Below are 17,229 nucleotides of genomic sequence, written 5' to 3' on the forward strand. Positions count from 1 at the left end.
AAGGAGTCGGAACCATGCCCCTGACCACCCGAGCCGCCGTCGTCGAGTCGGGCGGAGCGCCCTTCACCTTCTGCGACGTCGTCCTCGACGACCCCGGACCGCACGAGGCCGTCGTCCGCATGGCCGCCGCCGGGCTGTGCCACACCGATCTGACCGTGGCGAGCGGCGGACTGCCCTTCCCGCTGCCCGGGGTCCTCGGCCACGAGGGCGCCGGCGTCGTCGAAGCGGTCGGCTCCGCCGTCACCGGGATCGCCCCCGGCGACCACGTGGTGCTGTCCTTCACCTCCTGCGGCGACTGCCGCAACTGCGCCGGCGGCCACCCCGCCTACTGCTCGACCTGGCTGCCCCTCAACCTCCTCGGCGGCCGCCGCGCCGACGGCACCGCCACCATCAGCCGGGGCGACGAACCCCTCGGCGGCCACTTCTTCGGCCAGTCCTCCTTCGCCGAACGGGCACTCGTCGACGAGCGCAGCCTGGTCAGGGTCGACCCCGACGTCCCGCTCGCGTCGATCGCCCCGCTGGGCTGCGGGGTGCAGACCGGCGTCGGCGCCGTGTGGAACGTACTGAGGCCGAAGACCGGCAGCACGGTCGTCGTGCTCGGCGCCGGCGCCGTCGGCCTGTCTGCGGTCATAGCGGCCGCGCTCACCCCGGCCACCACCATCGTGGCCGTCGACCGGGTCGCCGAACGCCTCGATCTCGCCCGGGAGCTGGGCGCCACCGACACCGTCGACGCGTCCGCGACCGACCTCGGCGAGGCCCTCGCCGACCTCACCGCCGGACAGGGCGCCGACGGAGTCGTCGAGACCACCGGCAACGTGGCCGTCCTGCGCCAGGGCGTCGACGCGCTCGCGGCCCGCGGCACCCTCGTCGTCGTAGGGGCCCCGCCCTTCGGCACCGAAGTCGCCCTGGACGTCAACGGGTTGCTCACCGGCAAGCGGGTCGTCGGCCTCACCCTCGGCGACAGCGAGACCCGCAGCTTCATCCCGGCCCTGGTGAAACTCGTCAAGGAGGGCCGGCTCCCGCTGCACCGTCTGATCTCCGCGTACCCCTTCACGGACCTCGACCGGGCGGTACGGGACATGAGCGCGGGCAAGGCGGTCAAGCCCGTCCTCACGTTCTGACCCGCCCCGCGGGCCACTGAACGTTTCCGGCCACCACCGCGTCGAAGGATCATCGACACAACCGGTGGAACAGGGGCGGGAATGCGCAGAGGGCTCGTAGTGGTGACGGTGCTGGCGGCCGTGACGACCGGGGCGTGCACCGACGACGGCCGAGAAGGCATGGTCGTCCAGGGCACGCCCCCGGCGACGCCGTACAGCGGCCGCCTGGACATACCCGCCCGGGAACAGGACGAGTACTCCCAGGAGGCCATCCGCCAGGCGTCCGGCGCCGCGGGGCGGGCACTGGAGTGCGACACCGGGATCTTCCACGGCAACGGACCCGACGGCTGGAACGAGAGCGACGGCGGCGACACCCCCGAGGACGGCCTGGCGCTCTACTTCGACCTCTTCACGCCCCAGGTCCCCCGGCAGGGCTACCGCGTGGAGCGACGGGAGGCCGACCGCGTCCTCTACTCCTACGATGTCGGCGGCCGCACCAAGGTGGCGGTCGTGGTCGCCAAGGACCAGCGGGACCGGCCCGGTTGGGGGCCGGAGACCAGCGCCTCCTGCGACCCCGCCGAACTCCCGGAGGGCGTCGGCGACGACGAGTGGTACGAGATCTGGACGGACAGCGACGGCAGACGGCTGCCGGTGGCCGAGATCCACACCTCCACCGGCCCGGAGCACTGCAACTGGCAGAGCGCACGCTTCCTCGACCTGGGCCGGCACCCGGACCGCCGGACGTACGTCCGCGACCCGCACGGCGTCCTCGCACGGGACATGCTCACCACCCCGTACGACGGCGACGCACGCCTGCCCGCCGACGCGCGCGACACCGGATACCGCCACCAGGACTGGCAGTTGTGGCTGACGGACGACCCTACGACGGCGTACGTCCGCACCCCGGACGGCGTCGAGGCGTGGCCCGCGCTGCGGGAGGACGTGGCCTGCTACTGAGGCTTCAGCGGCTGGCGTGCAGCGCCACCAGCAACTGCCAGACCTGGTCGGCGATCTCGGCGGGGCCGGCCTCCAGCAGGCCGTGCAGCCAGTCCGCCAGCACCCCGGCGAAGGTGGCGGCGACCGCCGAGGCGACCAGCGGCGCGTCCGGGGCGCCCGCGCGGGTGCGCTCGCGCAGGCTGTAGGCCCGTAGATCCCGGTGCAGCACCAGGCCGAGGGGCCCGCCGCCGCCCGGGGCGAGCAGGGTGCGGTACAGACCGGTGTGCGGGGTGAGCGAGGCGAAGAACTCCGCCAGCGCCGCCGGCGCGCGCATCGGGTCCGGCCGCCCCTGCCAGGCGTGCAGGGCCTCCACCGCCTCCCGCACGACGTCCGCGCAGGCGTCGACGGCGAGCGCCTCCAGGTCGGCGTAGTGCACGTAGAACGTGGCCCGGCCGACCCCGGCCCGGCGCACCAGCGCGGCGACGCTGACCTCCTCCAGTGGCCGCTCGGCGCACTCGTCCAGCAGGGCCGCGCGCAGCCGCGCCCGGGTGCGGGCCGCTCGCGGGTCCTCGGGTGCCGCGCGGGTCACTGCGCCAGCAGTACGGCGGCCAGGGCGACCGCGCCGGGCAGGGCCTGCGCGGCCAGGATGCGCACATGTGCGGTGACCGCGCCGTACACCCCGGCGACGACCACACAGGACAGGAAGAAGACCTGGGCGCGGAAGCCGGTCGGGTCGTCGGCGACCAGGCCCCAGACCAGGCCCGCCGCCAGGAAGCCGTTGTAGAGCCCCTGGTTGGCGGCCATCGCGGCGGTCCGGCTCGCCATCTCGCGGTCGAGGCCGTGGAAGGACATCCCCGGCTTCTTCTGCCACAGGAACATCTCCAACACCAGGATGTACGCGTGCAGTGCGGCGACCAGGCCCACCAGCACGTTCGCGACCGTTTCCATCGACTCTCCCCTCGCCCACTTCATGGACAGGTGTCCACGACAGGGGCACTATACCTGGACAGCTGTCTATGAAGTTGCCGCCGTGTCCCGGCGCAGCCGCAGTGCCCGCAGCGCGAGCTGGATCTCGAACCGGGCGAGCGGATCCTGGAGCTGGGCGCCGAACAGCTCGTCCAGCCGGCGCATCCGGTAGCGCACCGTCTGCGGGTGCACGGCGAGCCGCTCGGCGACCTCGCCCGCGTTGTGGCCGCAGCTCAGCCAGCTCAGCAGGGTCTCCGCCAGCCGCTCACGCTGCGGCGGGCGCACCTGACGCAACGGCCGGAGCCGGCGCTCGGCCAGGGCGTCCACCAGGGCCGCGTCGCGCAGGAGCAGAAGCGTGGAGAGGTGGTCCCGGCAGCGCACCAGCCCCGTGTCCGCCAGGACGCCCCGCCGCATCAGATCCAGCGCCTCCGCGGCCCAGCGCAGGGAGCGAGCGCCCTCTCGCAGCCCCACCGTCGGGCCCATCGCCGCACGCAGCCCCTGCAGCGCCCCGGCCACCGTCCGCGCCCGTCCGGGCCCCTCCGGGTCGGGCACCACCACCGTCGCGGGCTGCACAGCGAACCGGGTCAGGAACTCCGGCGGCACGATCGGCCCGGCCGCGGTCGGCGCGCCGGTGTCGACCGCCACCACCGCCGGCTCCTTCGGCACCGGCCAGCGCGCGCTGTGCGCCAGGTGCGCGATCGCCTCCGCCGAGGCCGCCGGGTCCGCGGTCAGCAGGTCGATCAGCCGGGACCGCCGCTGCCGCAGCTCGCCGGCCGCGTGCAGCCGGGCCTCGGTGTAGCCGGCGGTCGTCGCGGCGGCCATCTCGTCCAGATGGACGAACAGCGCCTCGCCGAAGGCGGCCAGTACCTTGCGCGGCAGCAGATCGGCGTCCACCAGGGCGTTCACCCTGCGCCAGGTCACCCGTGCGCCCAGGCGCAGCGCCGACTGGAACGAGTCCAGGCTGCGGCCCTCCTCCGCCTCCCCGCGCCCGATGCGCTCGTACGTGGCCTGCACCGGCTCCCAGTCCCGGTCCGGGTTCGCCATCCGCTCCAGGAACCCGCGCAGCGCGTGGTCGACTCCCCGGTGCACGGCCTGCATGTAGGTGTCGTCGGCGGGGCGCGCGTACTCGGGGATCTCGGTGCGGATCGCCTCGACGACCTCCTCGGTGATGTCGGCGAAATACGGTCTGAGACGGGCGTGCAGACGCGCCGGCAACTCCTCGAACGGGCCGCCCCCCATGTGGTCGACCTCCGCGGCTCTCTTCGGCACGGCGGTGACGATACCGGCCGGTAACACGCGGGTCTCATCACCGCCGGACAGTCCCCGGGGGTGGAACTGTCCGGCGGTGACAAGGCGGGCGGGGGACGGTGGGCGACGCCACACTGGTGCCATGACCTCAGCACCCGCACGTGCCGCCAAGCAGCGCAAGCTCGACACCCTGCACCGGCTGGAACACGACGTCGACGCGTGGGTCGCCACCGCCGCCGAGGACGGCTCGGCCCCCTACCTCGTGCCGCTCCCCTTCGTCTGGGACGGTGCCACGCTGCTGATCGCCACCCCCGCCGCCGGCGTCACCGGCCGCAGCCTGCGCACCACCGGCCGGGCCCGGCTCGGCATCGGCCCGACCCGTGACGCCGTCCTCGTCGAGGCCACCGCCGACGCCGTGGCGCCGCTCGACCTCCCGGAGGAGGACGCCGAGATCTTCGCGGCCAAGGCCGGCTTCGACCCCCGCGAACTCGCCACCCCCTACCTCTACTTCCGCCTCCACCCCCACCACATCTCGGCCTGGCGCGACCCGAACGAGCCGGCCGACCGCGACCTGATGCGCGACGGCGAGTGGCTGGTACCCGACTGACCGGACGGCTTCCGCAGGCACCCGAACCGACGAGCCCGCACCCACCGCCCACCCAGGCCGCACGCGCGCCGCGACTGGGTGCCAGGCTCCCGTGGCCCGGCTGTTGTCGGGCTGCTGGGCCCCACCCCGCGTTGTCGGCTGTTGTGGGGCTGTGGGTGCCACGCCGGGCGGTTCCCGTTGCGTCTGCGGCCGTTGCCGGGCTGCTGGACCTGCCCCCGGGGGCTGCCCGGCGCGCGCGGGAGGGTCCGGCTGGTGGAGACGGCTGGTGGGATTCCAGCCGCAGGCTGTGAGGTCAGGCGCGGCCGTTGTCGGGCTGTTGGGCCCGCCCCGGGTCACCGTGTGTCGGCTGTTGGGGGACTGGTGCCGCGCCGGGCGGTTCCTGTTGTGTCTGCTGGCCGGGCGCGGCCGTTGCTGGGCCGCGGGCCCTGCCCCCCGGGGGCTCCTCGGCGCGCGTGTGGGCCGGGTCCGACTGTTGGTGGGCTGCCGGCCCCCGCTCCGGCCGTCCCCGCCATTGCCGAGGGCAGGCTCCGGTGCCGGCCGGTTGGCTCGCGGTGCAGGTGGCGGGGTCAGGCTCGGCCGCTGCTGGGCTTCTGTTTCGGATCCTTGGGGGGCTTGGCCGGCCAGACGCCCGTGGAGCGTTCGATGGCCTTCGCGCCCGTGCGGTCGGCGGCGCTGCGGACCACCGCGAAGATGGCGCCCTGGATCGCCGCGGCCAGCAGCACCTCGCCCCAGCCCCGGTCGCGGTCCAGCGGGTCGGGCGCGTCGTCCTCGTGCCGCAGGGCCTGCCAGGTCTTGCGGAAGGCGTAGGCCGCCAGTGCCCCGCCCGCCCAGCCGAACGCGATCCCGACGGGCTGGTAGACGAGGGACAGTTTCCGCTTCTTCGTCACGTGCGCCTCCTTGTGTGTGCCTACGATCATCGGTCAGCGTCGCGCTCCGCGCCCGCGGACACCCGTCAGGGCCGCCCGGAGGAAGGGACCGCCTCCTGCGCGCGCACGGGCCCGGGCGGTGTCCCGTCCCCGAACGGCCGGCCGCCGAGCTCCTCCCGGTGATGCGGCGCGAGCCACCCGGACAGATCCGGTCCGAGCGGGACGATACGCGTCGGGTTGATGCCCGAGTGGACCTGGTAGTAGTGCCGCTTGATGTGGTCGAAGTCGACGGTGTCCCCGAAGCCGGGCGTCTGGAAGAGATCGCGCGCGTACCCCCACAGCACCCGGTTCTCCGTCAGCTTCCAGCGGTTGCACTTGAAGTGACCGTGATAGACCGCGTCGAACCGGACCAGGGTGGTGAACAGCCGGATGTCCGCCTCGGTGATGGTCTCACCGACCAGGTAGCGCCGCCGGGCCAGCCGGCCGGCGAGCGCCTCCAGCCGCCGGAAGAGCGCCGCGCACGCCGCCTCGTACTCCTGCTGCCCGTTGGCGAACCCGGCCCGGTACACCCCGTTGTTGACGTCCTCGTGCACCTCGGCCGCCACCGCGTCGATCTCGTCCCGCAGCCGCTCGGGGTAGAGATCCGGCGCCCCGGGCCGGTGCCAGGCGGTCCACTCCGTGGCGAGGTCCAACGTGATCCGCTGGTAGTCGTTGGTGACCAGCCGCCCGCTGGGCACGTCCACGATCGCGGGCACGCTCACCCCGCCGGGGTACTCCGACTCCCGCCTGTCGTACGCCTCGCTGAGAAAGCGGATGCCGAGCACGGGATCCCGGCCGTCCGGATCCAGCGTGAAGCGCCAGCTGCGGTCGTCCTGGATCGGATCGGCGACAGCCATCGACAGGGCGTCCTCCAGGCCCAGCAGCCGACGGGAGATCACCGCCCGGCTCGCCCAGGGGCAGGCACGGCTCACCACCAGCCGGTAGCGGCCGCGCTCCACCGGCCAGCCGTCCCGGCCGTCCGCCGTGATCCGGTCGGTGAAATGGCTCGGCGACCGTCGGAACGCCTTGTGGCCGTACGCCGCGTTGCCGTCGCCCCCAGTGCTCATGGTTCCTCCCGAGTTCATGGGACCTTGTCCCTGTCCTGCTCCCCGCGTTCCCCGTTTTCCACTCGGCGGCACGGTATGGGCGCGCCGGGCCGGGGCAGTCGACGTAGGTGAGCGGGACACGTTCGACGAAGCCGGAAGCCGCGCGCGGGGCCACCGCCCGCGCATCCGACCGCCGTACGCGCGTCACCGTGCTGGTGGCCCTCGCGGCCAATCTGCTGATCGCGGTGGCCAAGGCCGTCGGCGGCCTGGTCGCGGGCTCGCCCGCGCTGCTGTCGGAGGCCGCGCACTCGGTGGCCGACAGTCTCAACGAGGTCTTCCTCCTCGCCGCCCTGCGCCGCAGCCGCCGCCCGGCCGACCAGCGCCACCCCTTCGGCTACGGCAAGGAACGCTTCTTCTGGTCGCTGCTCGCCGCCGTGGGGATCTTCGTGATGGGCGGCTGCTTCTCCTTCTTCCAGGGCGTCGAGGCCCTGCGCGGCGGCACCCAGGAGCACTTCCGAGGCTATGTCGCGGGCCTGATCGTGCTCGGCACCGCGCTCCTCGCCGAGGGCGTCTCGCTGGTGCGCGCCCTGCACCAGGTGCGCCGGCAGGGCGGCCGGACCGCCGGGATGCGCGACCCGGCCCTGCGTACGGTCGTCGCGGAGGACGGCACGGCCGTCCTCGGTGTCACACTGGCCGCCTCCGGAATGGTCCTGCACATGGTCACCGGCCGGGTGGTGTGGGAGGCGGCGGCCTCGTTCGCGATCGGCGCGCTTCTCGTCCTCGTCGCCTACCGCCTCGGCCGCGAGGCCCGCGACCAACTGATCGGCGAGGCCGCCGACCCCGAGGCCGGCCGCCGTATCCGGGAGCTGCTGCGGGCCCAGCCGGAGATCGACAGCGTGGAGGCCCTCTACACGATGAAGACCGGGACGGACTCCGCCCTGGTGGCCGCCAGGGTCGATCTCGTACCCGGCATGGACAGTGAGCAGGTCGAGGTGGTGGCCGACCGCATCAAGAGGTCGGTGTCCCGGACCGTGCCCGAGGCCGACGAGATCTTCCTCGACATCACCGACCGTCCCGCGCGCGCGGCGCACGAGAGCCCCGCCGCGACGGGGGAGCGCGGCGGGGCCTGATCCTCGGGTGCCCGCCCCTGCCGGGTTCATGCCCGCCGCCCCGGATTGCCGAACCGCCTCACGCCACCATCCCCACCGCCAGCCCCGCGATCACCGCCCCGGACACCAGCCCCGTGACCAGCCGCCCCCGGTGTCCGGTCGGAGCGCGGCCCAGCAGGGCACCGCCCCCGGCGAGGAAGAGCTGCCTGCTGGCCGAGGCGGCGAACGCGGCGAGGACGAACACCCCCTGCTCCAGCGGCCGGAGGGTGTCCGTGGTGCCGCTGCCCACGACGAGGGCGGCGAAGTAGATCACGGTGATCGGGTTGAGGAGGGTGATCCCGAGGAGTGCCAGATAGGCCCGGGCCGCCGTCGGCGGGGGCGGCGCGGACCGGGTGGCGAGCCGGTGTTCCCGGTATGCGCGGACGGCCGCGACGACACTCCGCGCGGCCAGCACGAGCAGCACCGCCGCCGAGGCCCAGCGCAGCGGTACCAGCGCCGGCCGCAGACCGGCCGCCAGCGCCGAGCCGCCCAGGACGGCCGCGAGCGCGTAGAGCCCGTCGGCGGTGGCGACGCCGAGTGCGGCGCACGCTCCGGTGCGCAGCGAGGTGCGGGCGGTGAGGGAGACGAGGTAGGTCGCGACGGCGCCGACGGGCACGGCGATGCCGTAGCCCGCGATGAGGCCCGCGACGAGCGCGGTCGTCACCGGCGCGTGGGACCGGGCCTCCCGGGACGGCGGGGCTGCTGCTGCCGGCGCGCCGGACGGGCGGGGGCGGACAGCGGCAGCGGCATCGCGTCGACGGAGCTCATGGCCGGATCCTGCGTCCCACCGCTCCCCGTCGGCAACCGAATTGCGCCGCCCCGGCCCCGGCCTTCTCCCCATCCGCCCGATCCCCCTGCCGGAGCGACCGCCAACCCGCGCTACGACGGTCAGGCCCGCGCCTCGATCGGCAGCCCGTGCCACGACCATCAGACCCGCGCCTCGATCGGAGCCCGCAGCCTCGATCGGCAGCCCGTGCCACGACCATCAGGTCCGCGCCTCGATCGGCAGCCCGTGCCACGACCATCAGGTCCGCGCCTCGATCGGCAGCCCGTGCCACGACCATCAGACCCGCGCCTCGATCGGAGCCCGCAGCCTCGATCGGCAGCCCGTGCCACGAGCATCAGGCCCGCGCCTCGATCGGAGCCCGCCGCCTCGATCGGGAGCCCGCGTTACGACGGTCACGCCCGGGCCAGCAGCAGCCGTGCCGCCGTGCGCGCCTCGGCGGCCGGCTCGGTGCCACCCGTGATGCCCGCCGTGACCATGGCGCCCTCGGCGAGCAGATGGAGTTGCCCGGTCAGCGCGCCGGGCAGCCCGGCGTCCGCCACCAGCGTGCCCAGCCAGTCGCGGAACGCCCGCTTGTGCGCGCGCACCTGGTCCGCCACCGGGTGGGACCGGGCACCCAGTTCGCCGTAGGAGTTGATCCATGCGCAGCCGCGGAAGTCCTCCTCGCCGAACCACCGCTCCAGCCAGTCGAAGACGGCCAGGATCCGCCGTTCCGGGTCCGCGTACCCCTCCACATGCCGCGCGAGCGACCCGCGCCAGCGCACGTCGCGCCGCTCCAGATAGGCCACCACCAGCTGCTCCTTGGCCGGGAAGAGCTGGTAGAGCCGCTTGAGCGAGACCCCCGACGCGCCGCGGATGTCGTCCATGCCGACGGACTGGATGCCCCGGCCGTAGAAGAGCTTCTCGGCCGCGTCCAGGGCCTGTTCACGGGCGGTGGCGCTGTCCATGTCCGGAGTCTCCTTGACGTGAGAACGTACGTTCTCCTACGGTAGCAGCCCAGTGGAGAACGCACGTTCTCCCTTGGTTTGCCGCCGAGTTGAGTCCCCGTCCCGGAGGTGGTCATGACGACCCGCCCGCCCCTTCCGCCGTTCACCCGCGAGACCGCCCAGCAGAAGGTGCAGGCGGCCGAGGACGCCTGGAACACCCGCGACCCGCACAGGGTCGCGCTCGCCTACTCGCGGGACTCGGTGTGGCGCAACCGCGACACCTTCCTCACCGGCCGCGCCGAGATCGCCGAGTTCCTCACCGCCAAGTGGGCCCGTGAGCGGGAGTACGCGCTGCGCAAGGACCTCTGGGCCTTCGACGGCAACCGCATCGCCGTCCGCTTCCAGTACGAGTCCCTCGACGCCGACGGCCAGTGGTGGCGCTCGTACGGCAACGAGCTGTGGGAGTTCGACGAGCACGGCCTGATGGCCCGCCGCGAGGCCGCCATCAACGACGTGCCGATCGAGGAGAGGGACCGCCGCATCCTCGGCCCGCGCCCCGAGGCCGAGCGCGGGCAGACCTTCCCGCTGCGCTAGATTCGCGCGTCGCTAGGGTCGTCCCGTGACCGAACAGGACGCGAAACCCTTCCTCTACGTCGTCGTCTGCGCCGCCGGTGTCGCGGCGGACGTCGGCGAACTGATCGCCGCGGCCCAGGAGCGGAACTGGGAGGTCGGCGTCATCGCGACCCCGGTCGCCATGAACGGCTTCTTCGACACCGCCGCCGTCGAGTCCCGCACCGGCCGCCCCATCCGCTCCGCCTGGCGTCGGCCCGGCGACCCGCGCCCGTTCCCCGCCCCCGACGCCGTCGTCGTCGCCCCCGCCACCTTCAACACGATCAATAAGTGGGCGGCGGGCATGGCCGACACGCTCGCCCTCGGCACCCTCTGCGAGGCGTCCGGCCTGGGCGTCCCCATCGCCGTTCTGCCCTGTGTGGCCGACGCGTTGACCTCCCACCCCGCCTACCGGGAGTCCCTGACCCGGCTGCGCGCGATGGGCGTCCGCTTCGGCGATCCGTACGCCGGGCAGGCGGGGGAGTTCGGCTGGGCGCGGGCACTGGACCTGCTCTAGCCGCGGGGCCGGCCCTTCGGGCGGACGACGCGACTTTCGCAATACGCCCTAGTGCGCACCACCTGCGGCGAACTCCGTCCCGCACGGTCCCGCCCCCTCGCTCTCCGGCAGCACGACCCGCTCCCCGCGCATGGACAGCGTCCGGTAGTACCCGCCGATCCGCTCGGCGGAAGCCCCCACGTAGTGCCCGATGAACGACCGCCGGAATCGAGCGGAACGATTCGGCTGAGATCCGTGCACCAGGGTCCCGTTGAAGAACAGCACATCTCCGGGCGTCATATCGACCGGCACGGCCGACAGACCGGCCGGCGGTGGCACGTACTCCCGCGCGAACGACACCTCCGCGTCCGCCGTCTCCGGACAGAACAAGTCCATCTCGTGCGTACCGGGGACCACTTCGAGCCCCCCGTTGTCCCGGCCGATCACATCGCAGGCGATCCAGGCGGCCACACAGGTGCCCGGCTCGACCCGCAGATAGAAGTTGTCCTGGTGCAGCGCCTGCCCCCGCGCACCCGGCGGCTTGAAGTAGAACATGCTCTGCGCTGCCAGCACCTCCTCACCCAGCAGCACCTCCACGACCTCCCGCAGCCGCACGTCCAGCAGCACGCCCCGCGCCAGGCCGCTGATCTCGTGCGGCTGCATCACCCGGGGAAACCGGTCCAGCGGATCGTTCCCCGCCCGCGGCTCGAAGTGCCCCGGCACCGCCCCGCCCGCGTGCAGTGCCGCGAACTCGGCACGCACCGCCTCGATCTCGTCGTACCCGAACATCCCGCGGACGACGGTGAACCCGTCCCCCCGGTACTGCCGCACCATGTCCCTGCCGGTCATGCGTGCCTCCTCGGTGCGCTGTGCTGCCGGCCGCCCGCCACGCTAGGCCGCGGACGTCGTACGGAGGATGCCCATGCGTGCTGAGGACTTGCCCGAGACTGCCGCGCCCGGGGATCCCTCTCCGCCGCCCGGGCTGGTCGTGGTCGGACATTTCGACCGAGGCGCCGGATACGCGGTCGACCGGCCGACGGGATCGGACAGCTGGCTGTTCATCTGGACGACCGGAGGACAGGGCCTGCTGCGGCAGGGCGGTGCCGGGACGAGCGCGGGCGCGGGCACCCTGGTGGCGCTCGCCCCTGGTGTGGCGCAGCGCTACGCCGTCGCGCCCGGTGCCCGCGGCTGGCGCTTGTGGTGGGTCCACGGCCCGGCCCGCCCCACCTGGACGCCATGGTTGCGCCCGTACGACCTCGGCGACGGCCTGTATGCCCTGGGCCCCGTCCCGGCCGGACTGCACGCCCGCATCGAAGCCGCCTTCCACCGCATGCTCGACGACGCCCGCCGCCCCGCACCCGAGCCCGCACCGCCTGTCGGCGGCGACCCGGAACCGGTCGCCCTCGCCCATGACACCGCCGCCCGGGAACTCGCCCTGTGCGCACTGGAGGAGGCCCTCCTCCTCGCCACCTCCTCGGTGCGAACGCCCGCTGCCCCGCCCGGTGTCGACGAGCGGATCCACCGTGCCGAGGCGCTGATCACGGCCGACCCCGGCGCCCCGCACACCGTGCGCTCCCTCGCCGCGGCGGTGTCGCTGTCGCCCTCCCGTTTCGCGCACCTGTTCACGGAGCAACTAGGCCGGTCGCCGATGCGGGCCCTGCGCGAGGCGCGGCTGCGCCATGCCGCCCGGCTGCTGGAGGCCACCGACCTGCCCGTGGCGCGGGTCGCGGCCGCCTCCGGATTCTCCGGACCCTTCCACTTCACCCGGGCCTTCCACGCCCGATACGGCAGGCCGCCCGGCGCGTACCGGAACGGAACCCGGCCGGAAATCCCCCTGTCGAAAATGGACACCAATACCGTGACCGTCCGCAAAGACCCCGGGGAATGACCGCTTTATTGACCTCCCGTCAAATCTCGGACACCGCGGGTGATGCGCAAAATCACAGGATCCCTTGTTCCTGCTCCGCTGCCTGTGCAAAGGTGCAGGAGGCCCCTCCCGTCCACCCCCCACGCTTCAAAAGAGCTGCCCACGGCGGACGTCCGAGATGCCTCAAACCCCGTCACATACCCCTTGGTATGGACTTTGTGTCAATGTCCCCCGGAGGAATGCGGACGTGAAAGACGCAGGCATGTCGAATTCCCCGACTTCTGCGCGCCGCCTCGACGCGACGGACGAACAACTGAGCGCCGAGCTGAAGAACTGGACGGGCGCCTCACCCGCGCCGCACCCCGTCGGTGAACTGCTGGACCGGCACTGGGAGGCGGCCTTCGCCTACGCCAGGCTGTGCACCGAGGGGGAGCGCGCCGCCGGCATGCTCACCACGGCCGCGTTCACCCGGCTGTTCGGCGAGTCCCTGCGGCAGAACGGTCCGAGCGCCGCGTGGCGCCCCCAACTGCTGGTCACCGTGCGCCGGATAGCCACCGAGTGGGACGGCGACGGCCGCCGCGAGCTGCTCCACCCCGAGCTGCGCGCCGCACAGGGCGACGGTGAACGCCTCGCCGCCCGGCTGCTGCCGCCCGTGCACCGCCGTCTGCTCGCCCGCGCCTTCCAGCGGCTTCCCCAGTCCTCCCGCTGCCTGCTGTGGCACACCGAGGTGGAGGGCGAGCCACAGAGCGTGCCGGCCGCGCTCCTCGGCCTGGACGCCGAAGGCGTGCGCGCCGAACTGCGCCGCGCCCATGACCGGCTGCGCGAGGAGTGCCTCCAGGTCCACCGCGAACTCGCCCTCGACGAGGACTGCCACCGCTACCACCGGCTGCTCGACGTCACCTGCCGGCGCGGCGGACCCGACATGGACCCCGACCTGAACGGCCACCTCACCCGGTGCCGGCACTGCGCGCACACCGCCGACCAACTGCGCCGCTTCGACGGGGGACTCGGCCTCGCCCTCGCCGAGGGCGTCCTCGGCTGGGGCGCCGGCGCCTACGTCGAAGGCCGCACGACCCGGCCCGAGGAGCCCGCCGACCATCCGGCCGCCGCCGTCGGGACCAGCGAGACCGGCGAAGCCGGCGAAGCGACCGAGGCCGTGACCGGCAGATCGCGCCGGTCCCTCCACCGGGCCGCCCGCCGCGCCCGGCGCCGCAACCTCGCCGTGGCCGTCCTCACCGTCAGCGCACTGATCGCCCTGCCCCTGGTGCTGTGGTCCACCCTCGGCTCCGACGGCGGATCCGGTACGCCCGCCGCCGGCGACGCCGCCGAGCAGCCCGGCACCGGCTCCACCGGCGCCGGCCCCTCCTGGATCGGCGCCGCCGAGACCGACAGCGCCCCGCTGCGCGGCCGCCTCCACAACGTCGCCTCGGGGCTGTGCGTGGGCCTCGCCGGCGCCAAGGCGGTCCCCGATGCCGAGGCCGTGCTCGGCCCCTGCTCCACCACCGCCACACAGCAGTGGTCGTACGAGGCCGACGGCCTGCTGCGCAACGGCGCCGACCCCGACCTGTGCCTCGACTCGCACCTCGGCCACTCCGTGCGCCTGACCGCCTGCACGGCCGCCACCGCGCCCGGCGGCCTCGACATCCGCTACGACTTCACCCTCCAGGGCACCCTGGTCCCGCGCTGGGACCAGGACCTGGCGCTCACCCCCGCCGCCACCGACGGCTCGGGCATCCTGGTCGCGAAGAATCGCACCGACACCACCGTCCAGCGCTGGGTGATCGACACCTCCCGGCCCGAGCCGCAGCTCCAGATCGTCAACTGGGGCGCGGAAGCCACCCCGAGTCCGACACCCCGCCCGAAAGCGGCCAAGCCCCCGACCCCGGCGGCCACGCCGACCGCCCCGAAGCCGACACCCACACCCACGCCGACGCCCACCCCCACCTGTTCGTACGACAACCCGTACGCGTGCGGCTGGGGCGGCTGGGGCGACGGGTACGGCGGACGCGACGGCGGTGACGGCTGGGGCGGCGGCTACGGTCCCTGGGGCGGTGGCCGCCGCTGAGCGGCCGCCACCCGGGGGCGGTCACTCCTCCTCGACCAGCGCCAGCTCCGCCCAGATGGTCTTGCCCTCGGCGGTGTGCCTGCTGCCCCACCGCCGGGTGAGCTGGGCGACCAGCAGCAGGCCCCGGCCGCCCTCGTCCCAGGTCTTGGCCCGGCGCAGATGCGGGGCGGTGTGGCTGGTGTCGGACACCTCGCAGATCAGCGTCGTCGTGTCGTGGATCAGCCGGAGCCGGATCGGGTGGGCGCCGTAGCGGATGGCGTTGGTGACCAGCTCGCTCACCACCAGCTCCGTGGTGAAGGTCGCCTCGCTCAGCCCCCACTCGTCCAGCTGCGCCACGACCTGCTTGCGGATCGGCGCGACCAGCGCCGGGTCGGCGGGGATGTCCCAGGTGGCGACCTGGGTGGCGGGCAGCCCCCGGGTGCGCGCCAGCAGCAGGGCCACGTCGTCGGCGGCGCCGCCCGTCGGCAGCACGGCGCGCAGCACCCGGTCGCAGGTCTCGTCCAGGGAGTCGGAGTACGCCGCCAGTGCCGCGCACAGCCGCCGGTGCCCGGCCTCGGAGTCCTGGTCGCGCGACCCGGTCAGACCGTCGGTGTAGAAGGCGAGCACACTGCCCTCGGACAGCCGCAGCTCGGCCGACTCGAAGGGCAGCCCGCCCAGGCCCAGCGGGGGACCGGCGGGCAGCTCCACCTGGCGCGGCGCACCGCCCGGCGCCAGCAGCACGGGCGGGGGATGCCCGGCCCGGGCCAGGGTGCAGCGGCGCGACACCGGGTCGTACACCGCGTACAGACAGGTCGCGCCGAGCTCGCCGGGGCTGCCCTCGCCGCCGGCCTCCTGCGACAGCCGGACGACCAGGTCGTCGAGGTGGGTGAGCAGCTCGTCGGGCGCCAGGTCGATGTCGGCGAGCGTGCGCACGGCGGTGCGCAGCCGGCCCATGGTCGCCGACGCCTGGATGCCGTGCCCGACGACATCGCCCACGACCAGGGCCACCCGCATCCCGGACAGCGGGATCACGTCGAACCAGTCGCCGCCCACCCCGGCGCGCGCGGCCGGCAGATAGCGGGACGCGGCGTCGACAGCGGCCGTGTGCGGCAGGGTGCGCGGCAGCAGGCTGCGCTGGAGGGCGAGGGCCGTCTCGCGTTCCCGGGAGAACCGGCGCGCGTTGTCGACGCAGAGCGCGGCCCGCGCGGTGATCTCCTCGGCGAGCAGCACATCGTCCGCGGCGAACGGGTCGGGCCGCCGGAACCGGGTGAGCACCGCGACGCCCAGCGTGACGCCCCGCGCGCGGATCGGGACGGACATCGTGGAGTGGATCCCGTACTCCCGTACCCGCGCCCGGCGCAGTGTGTCCCGGGCGAGCCACTGGTCCAGGTCGCCGCGCGGGACCGAGCCGACGATGGTCCGGCCCGCCACCAGCGAGTCGGCCTGCGGCGACCCGGCGGGGTACTCCTGGACCTCGCCGGGCTTGGCCACTGCCTCCGGGCTGCCCGGCGTCACCGACCGGTGGGCGGCCCGGCGCAGACTCACCGGGGCGGTCGCCCGCGCCGGGGGGTCGCCGTCCTGCGGGTCCAGCAGGTCGACGCTGACGAAGTCGGCGAGCGCGGGCACGCACACATCGGCCAGCTCCTGCGCCGTGCGGATCACGTCGAGGGTGGTGCCGATGCGTACGCTCGCCTCGTTGACCAGCTGGAGCCGCTCACGGGCCAGGTAGTGCTCGGTGAAGTCGTGGGCGGCCAGGGACACGCCCCGCACCCGGCCCCGCGCGTCGGTGACCGGCGCCATCCGGGCCAGCCACGCGTGCGCGTGCTTCTCGCCGCCGGTGCGCAGATACGTCTGGACGTCCTCGGCGCGGCCGCTGGTGAGCACCCGCAGCATGTGCCGCTCCAGTTCCTCGCTCTGCGGCTTGCCGCCGATCTCGGACAGGCGCAGGCCGCGGATGCGCTCCTCGGGCAGCCCGATGGCCTGGGCCATCGCGTCGTTGATACGGCGCAGCCGCAGCTGGTCGTCGTAGACGGCGACCGCGCAGGGTGCCTGGACCAGGCCCGCCGCGCCGAGCGGATCCTCGGGGGAGTGCGGGCCGCCGGCGCCCAGCGGGGTGACCACCAGCCAGCGTCCGGGGCCGCCCTCCGGGGACGGCCGGTGATGGGCGAGCAGCCACACCGTCACCGTACGGCCCTGGCGGTGACGCAGTGCGAGCGTGCCGTCCCAGCGCGTCTCGGCGGGCACCGGCACCGAGCCGTCGGCCAGCAGGCGGGTGGCGGGACGGCCGACGACCTCCGTCGCGTCCCAGCCGAGGAGCGCGCAGGCACCGGCGTTCCACTCGACGAGGACGCCGTCGTCGTCGACGACAGCCCGTGCCGTCGCGGCATCGTCGAACGGATAGACCGGGCTCATCGTCGCCACTCCATCGCGGACACTCACAGTGACTGGGCACGTCACGCGGTCCCAGCCTAGTGCGTCGCACTTCCGCGCGGAGCCCGGCCCCCTCGGGCGACCGCCCGCCGGAGGTCACGGCCCCTCGACGTCACC

Annotated in this window: 17 protein-coding genes; 8 read left to right on the top strand and 9 right to left on the bottom strand. The window is 74.0% G+C overall.

Going from position 1 to position 17,229, the window contains the following annotated elements; translation table 11 throughout:
• Nucleotides 1–14: 14 nt before the first annotated feature.
• Nucleotides 15–1,121 carry an NAD(P)-dependent alcohol dehydrogenase gene (locus ACH5AC_RS16235; RefSeq protein ID WP_398862456.1) on the top strand — a complete coding sequence of 369 codons (1,107 nt, stop codon included), beginning with the start codon at nucleotides 15–17 and terminating at the stop codon, nucleotides 1,119–1,121.
• Between the two features lie 81 nt (nucleotides 1,122–1,202).
• Nucleotides 1,203–2,057 carry a hypothetical protein gene (locus ACH5AC_RS16240; protein WP_398862457.1) on the top strand — a complete coding sequence of 285 codons (855 nt, stop codon included), beginning with the start codon at nucleotides 1,203–1,205 and terminating at the stop codon, nucleotides 2,055–2,057.
• A gap of 4 nt (nucleotides 2,058–2,061) precedes the next feature.
• Here the strand turns inward: ACH5AC_RS16240 and ACH5AC_RS16245 are convergent, their stop codons facing one another.
• From ACH5AC_RS16245 to ACH5AC_RS16255, 3 genes are all read right to left on the bottom strand, one after another.
• Complete coding sequence (locus ACH5AC_RS16245; RefSeq protein ID WP_398862458.1) at nucleotides 2,062–2,625, bottom strand: TetR/AcrR family transcriptional regulator; 564 nt, start codon at nucleotides 2,623–2,625, stop codon at nucleotides 2,062–2,064.
• Nucleotides 2,622–2,984, bottom strand: coding sequence for a DUF1304 domain-containing protein (locus ACH5AC_RS16250; RefSeq protein WP_398862459.1), 363 nt, complete (start codon nucleotides 2,982–2,984; stop codon nucleotides 2,622–2,624). Before ACH5AC_RS16250 ends, ACH5AC_RS16245 begins: the two co-directional genes overlap by 4 nt.
• A gap of 66 nt (nucleotides 2,985–3,050) precedes the next feature.
• Nucleotides 3,051–4,271, bottom strand: coding sequence for a PucR family transcriptional regulator (locus tag ACH5AC_RS16255; protein WP_398862460.1), 1,221 nt, complete (start codon nucleotides 4,269–4,271; stop codon nucleotides 3,051–3,053).
• Nucleotides 4,272–4,392: 121 nt separating this feature from the next.
• Between ACH5AC_RS16255 and ACH5AC_RS16260 the strand changes: the two genes are divergently transcribed.
• Nucleotides 4,393–4,857, top strand: a complete 465-nt coding sequence (locus tag ACH5AC_RS16260; RefSeq protein WP_398862461.1) for a pyridoxamine 5'-phosphate oxidase family protein — start codon at nucleotides 4,393–4,395, stop codon at nucleotides 4,855–4,857.
• Between the two features lie 566 nt (nucleotides 4,858–5,423).
• On the opposite strand, the gene ACH5AC_RS16265 is transcribed toward ACH5AC_RS16260, so the two are convergent.
• Both ACH5AC_RS16265 and ACH5AC_RS16270 read right to left on the bottom strand, forming a co-directional pair.
• On the bottom strand, nucleotides 5,424–5,744 hold the full coding sequence (locus tag ACH5AC_RS16265) for a DUF4235 domain-containing protein (protein WP_398862462.1): 321 nt from the start codon (nucleotides 5,742–5,744) through the stop codon (nucleotides 5,424–5,426).
• A gap of 65 nt (nucleotides 5,745–5,809) precedes the next feature.
• Nucleotides 5,810–6,829 (bottom strand): glutathione S-transferase family protein, encoded by a 1,020-nt coding sequence (locus tag ACH5AC_RS16270; protein WP_398862463.1) that lies wholly within the window; start codon nucleotides 6,827–6,829, stop codon nucleotides 5,810–5,812.
• A 107-nt stretch (nucleotides 6,830–6,936) separates the two neighbouring features.
• Between ACH5AC_RS16270 and ACH5AC_RS16275 the strand changes: the two genes are divergently transcribed.
• Nucleotides 6,937–7,938, top strand: a complete 1,002-nt coding sequence (locus ACH5AC_RS16275) for a cation diffusion facilitator family transporter (protein ID WP_398862464.1) — start codon at nucleotides 6,937–6,939, stop codon at nucleotides 7,936–7,938.
• Nucleotides 7,939–7,996: 58 nt separating this feature from the next.
• Here ACH5AC_RS16275 and ACH5AC_RS16280 read toward each other — a convergent pair whose 3' ends face one another.
• Both ACH5AC_RS16280 and ACH5AC_RS16285 read right to left on the bottom strand, forming a co-directional pair.
• Nucleotides 7,997–8,620, bottom strand: coding sequence for a LysE/ArgO family amino acid transporter (locus ACH5AC_RS16280; protein WP_398862465.1), 624 nt, complete (start codon nucleotides 8,618–8,620; stop codon nucleotides 7,997–7,999).
• A 515-nt stretch (nucleotides 8,621–9,135) separates the two neighbouring features.
• The gene (locus tag ACH5AC_RS16285) at nucleotides 9,136–9,687 is read right to left on the bottom strand and encodes a TetR family transcriptional regulator (RefSeq protein ID WP_398862466.1); all 552 of its coding nucleotides are present in this window, start codon (nucleotides 9,685–9,687) and stop codon (nucleotides 9,136–9,138) included.
• Nucleotides 9,688–9,801: 114 nt separating this feature from the next.
• Here ACH5AC_RS16285 and ACH5AC_RS16290 point away from each other — a divergent pair, with 114 nt between their 5' ends.
• A complete protein-coding gene (locus ACH5AC_RS16290) occupies nucleotides 9,802–10,260 on the top strand; it encodes a nuclear transport factor 2 family protein (protein WP_398862467.1) in 459 nt (152 codons plus the stop codon).
• Nucleotides 10,261–10,285: 25 nt separating this feature from the next.
• Nucleotides 10,286–10,792 (top strand): flavoprotein, encoded by a 507-nt coding sequence (locus ACH5AC_RS16295; protein ID WP_398862468.1) that lies wholly within the window; start codon nucleotides 10,286–10,288, stop codon nucleotides 10,790–10,792.
• Nucleotides 10,793–10,840: 48 nt separating this feature from the next.
• Here ACH5AC_RS16295 and ACH5AC_RS16300 read toward each other — a convergent pair whose 3' ends face one another.
• Nucleotides 10,841–11,620: a phytanoyl-CoA dioxygenase family protein gene (locus ACH5AC_RS16300; protein ID WP_398862469.1), complete on the bottom strand. Its 780-nt coding sequence runs from the start codon at nucleotides 11,618–11,620 to the stop codon at nucleotides 10,841–10,843.
• Between the two features lie 73 nt (nucleotides 11,621–11,693).
• On the opposite strand from ACH5AC_RS16300, the gene ACH5AC_RS16305 reads away from it, so the two are divergent.
• Together ACH5AC_RS16305 and ACH5AC_RS16310 are read left to right on the top strand one after the other, a co-directional pair.
• On the top strand, nucleotides 11,694–12,659 hold the full coding sequence (locus tag ACH5AC_RS16305) for a helix-turn-helix domain-containing protein (protein ID WP_398862470.1): 966 nt from the start codon (nucleotides 11,694–11,696) through the stop codon (nucleotides 12,657–12,659).
• Nucleotides 12,660–12,900: 241 nt separating this feature from the next.
• Nucleotides 12,901–14,703, top strand: a complete 1,803-nt coding sequence (locus ACH5AC_RS16310) for a ricin-type beta-trefoil lectin domain protein (protein ID WP_398862471.1) — start codon at nucleotides 12,901–12,903, stop codon at nucleotides 14,701–14,703.
• 21 nt (nucleotides 14,704–14,724) lie between these two features.
• Here ACH5AC_RS16310 and ACH5AC_RS16315 read toward each other — a convergent pair whose 3' ends face one another.
• Nucleotides 14,725–17,094: a SpoIIE family protein phosphatase gene (locus tag ACH5AC_RS16315; RefSeq protein ID WP_398862472.1), complete on the bottom strand. Its 2,370-nt coding sequence runs from the start codon at nucleotides 17,092–17,094 to the stop codon at nucleotides 14,725–14,727.
• Nucleotides 17,095–17,229 lie beyond the last annotated feature (135 nt).

Origin of the sequence: Streptomyces sp. NPDC018693 (assembly GCF_044391385.1) — a bacterium.
GTDB lineage: Bacteria > Actinomycetota > Actinomycetes > Streptomycetales > Streptomycetaceae > Streptomyces.

Bases quoted from the DNA above. Each gene is read 5' to 3' on its own strand.
- ACH5AC_RS16315 (WP_398862472.1), bottom strand. From the start codon at position 17,094: ATGAGCCCGGTCTATCCGTTCGACGATGCCGCGACGGCACGGGCTGTC.
- ACH5AC_RS16270 (WP_398862463.1), bottom strand. From the start codon at position 6,829: ATGAGCACTGGGGGCGACGGCAACGCGGCGTACGGCCACAAGGCGTTC.
- ACH5AC_RS16260 (WP_398862461.1), top strand. From the start codon at position 4,393: ATGACCTCAGCACCCGCACGTGCCGCCAAGCAGCGCAAGCTCGACACC.
- ACH5AC_RS16285 (WP_398862466.1), bottom strand. From the start codon at position 9,687: ATGGACAGCGCCACCGCCCGTGAACAGGCCCTGGACGCGGCCGAGAAG.
- ACH5AC_RS16305 (WP_398862470.1), top strand. From the start codon at position 11,694: ATGCGTGCTGAGGACTTGCCCGAGACTGCCGCGCCCGGGGATCCCTCT.
- ACH5AC_RS16300 (WP_398862469.1), bottom strand. From the start codon at position 11,620: ATGACCGGCAGGGACATGGTGCGGCAGTACCGGGGGGACGGGTTCACC.
- ACH5AC_RS16250 (WP_398862459.1), bottom strand. From the start codon at position 2,984: ATGGAAACGGTCGCGAACGTGCTGGTGGGCCTGGTCGCCGCACTGCAC.
- ACH5AC_RS16310 (WP_398862471.1), top strand. From the start codon at position 12,901: ATGTCGAATTCCCCGACTTCTGCGCGCCGCCTCGACGCGACGGACGAA.
- ACH5AC_RS16235 (WP_398862456.1), top strand. From the start codon at position 15: ATGCCCCTGACCACCCGAGCCGCCGTCGTCGAGTCGGGCGGAGCGCCC.
- ACH5AC_RS16290 (WP_398862467.1), top strand. From the start codon at position 9,802: ATGACGACCCGCCCGCCCCTTCCGCCGTTCACCCGCGAGACCGCCCAG.
- ACH5AC_RS16240 (WP_398862457.1), top strand. From the start codon at position 1,203: ATGCGCAGAGGGCTCGTAGTGGTGACGGTGCTGGCGGCCGTGACGACC.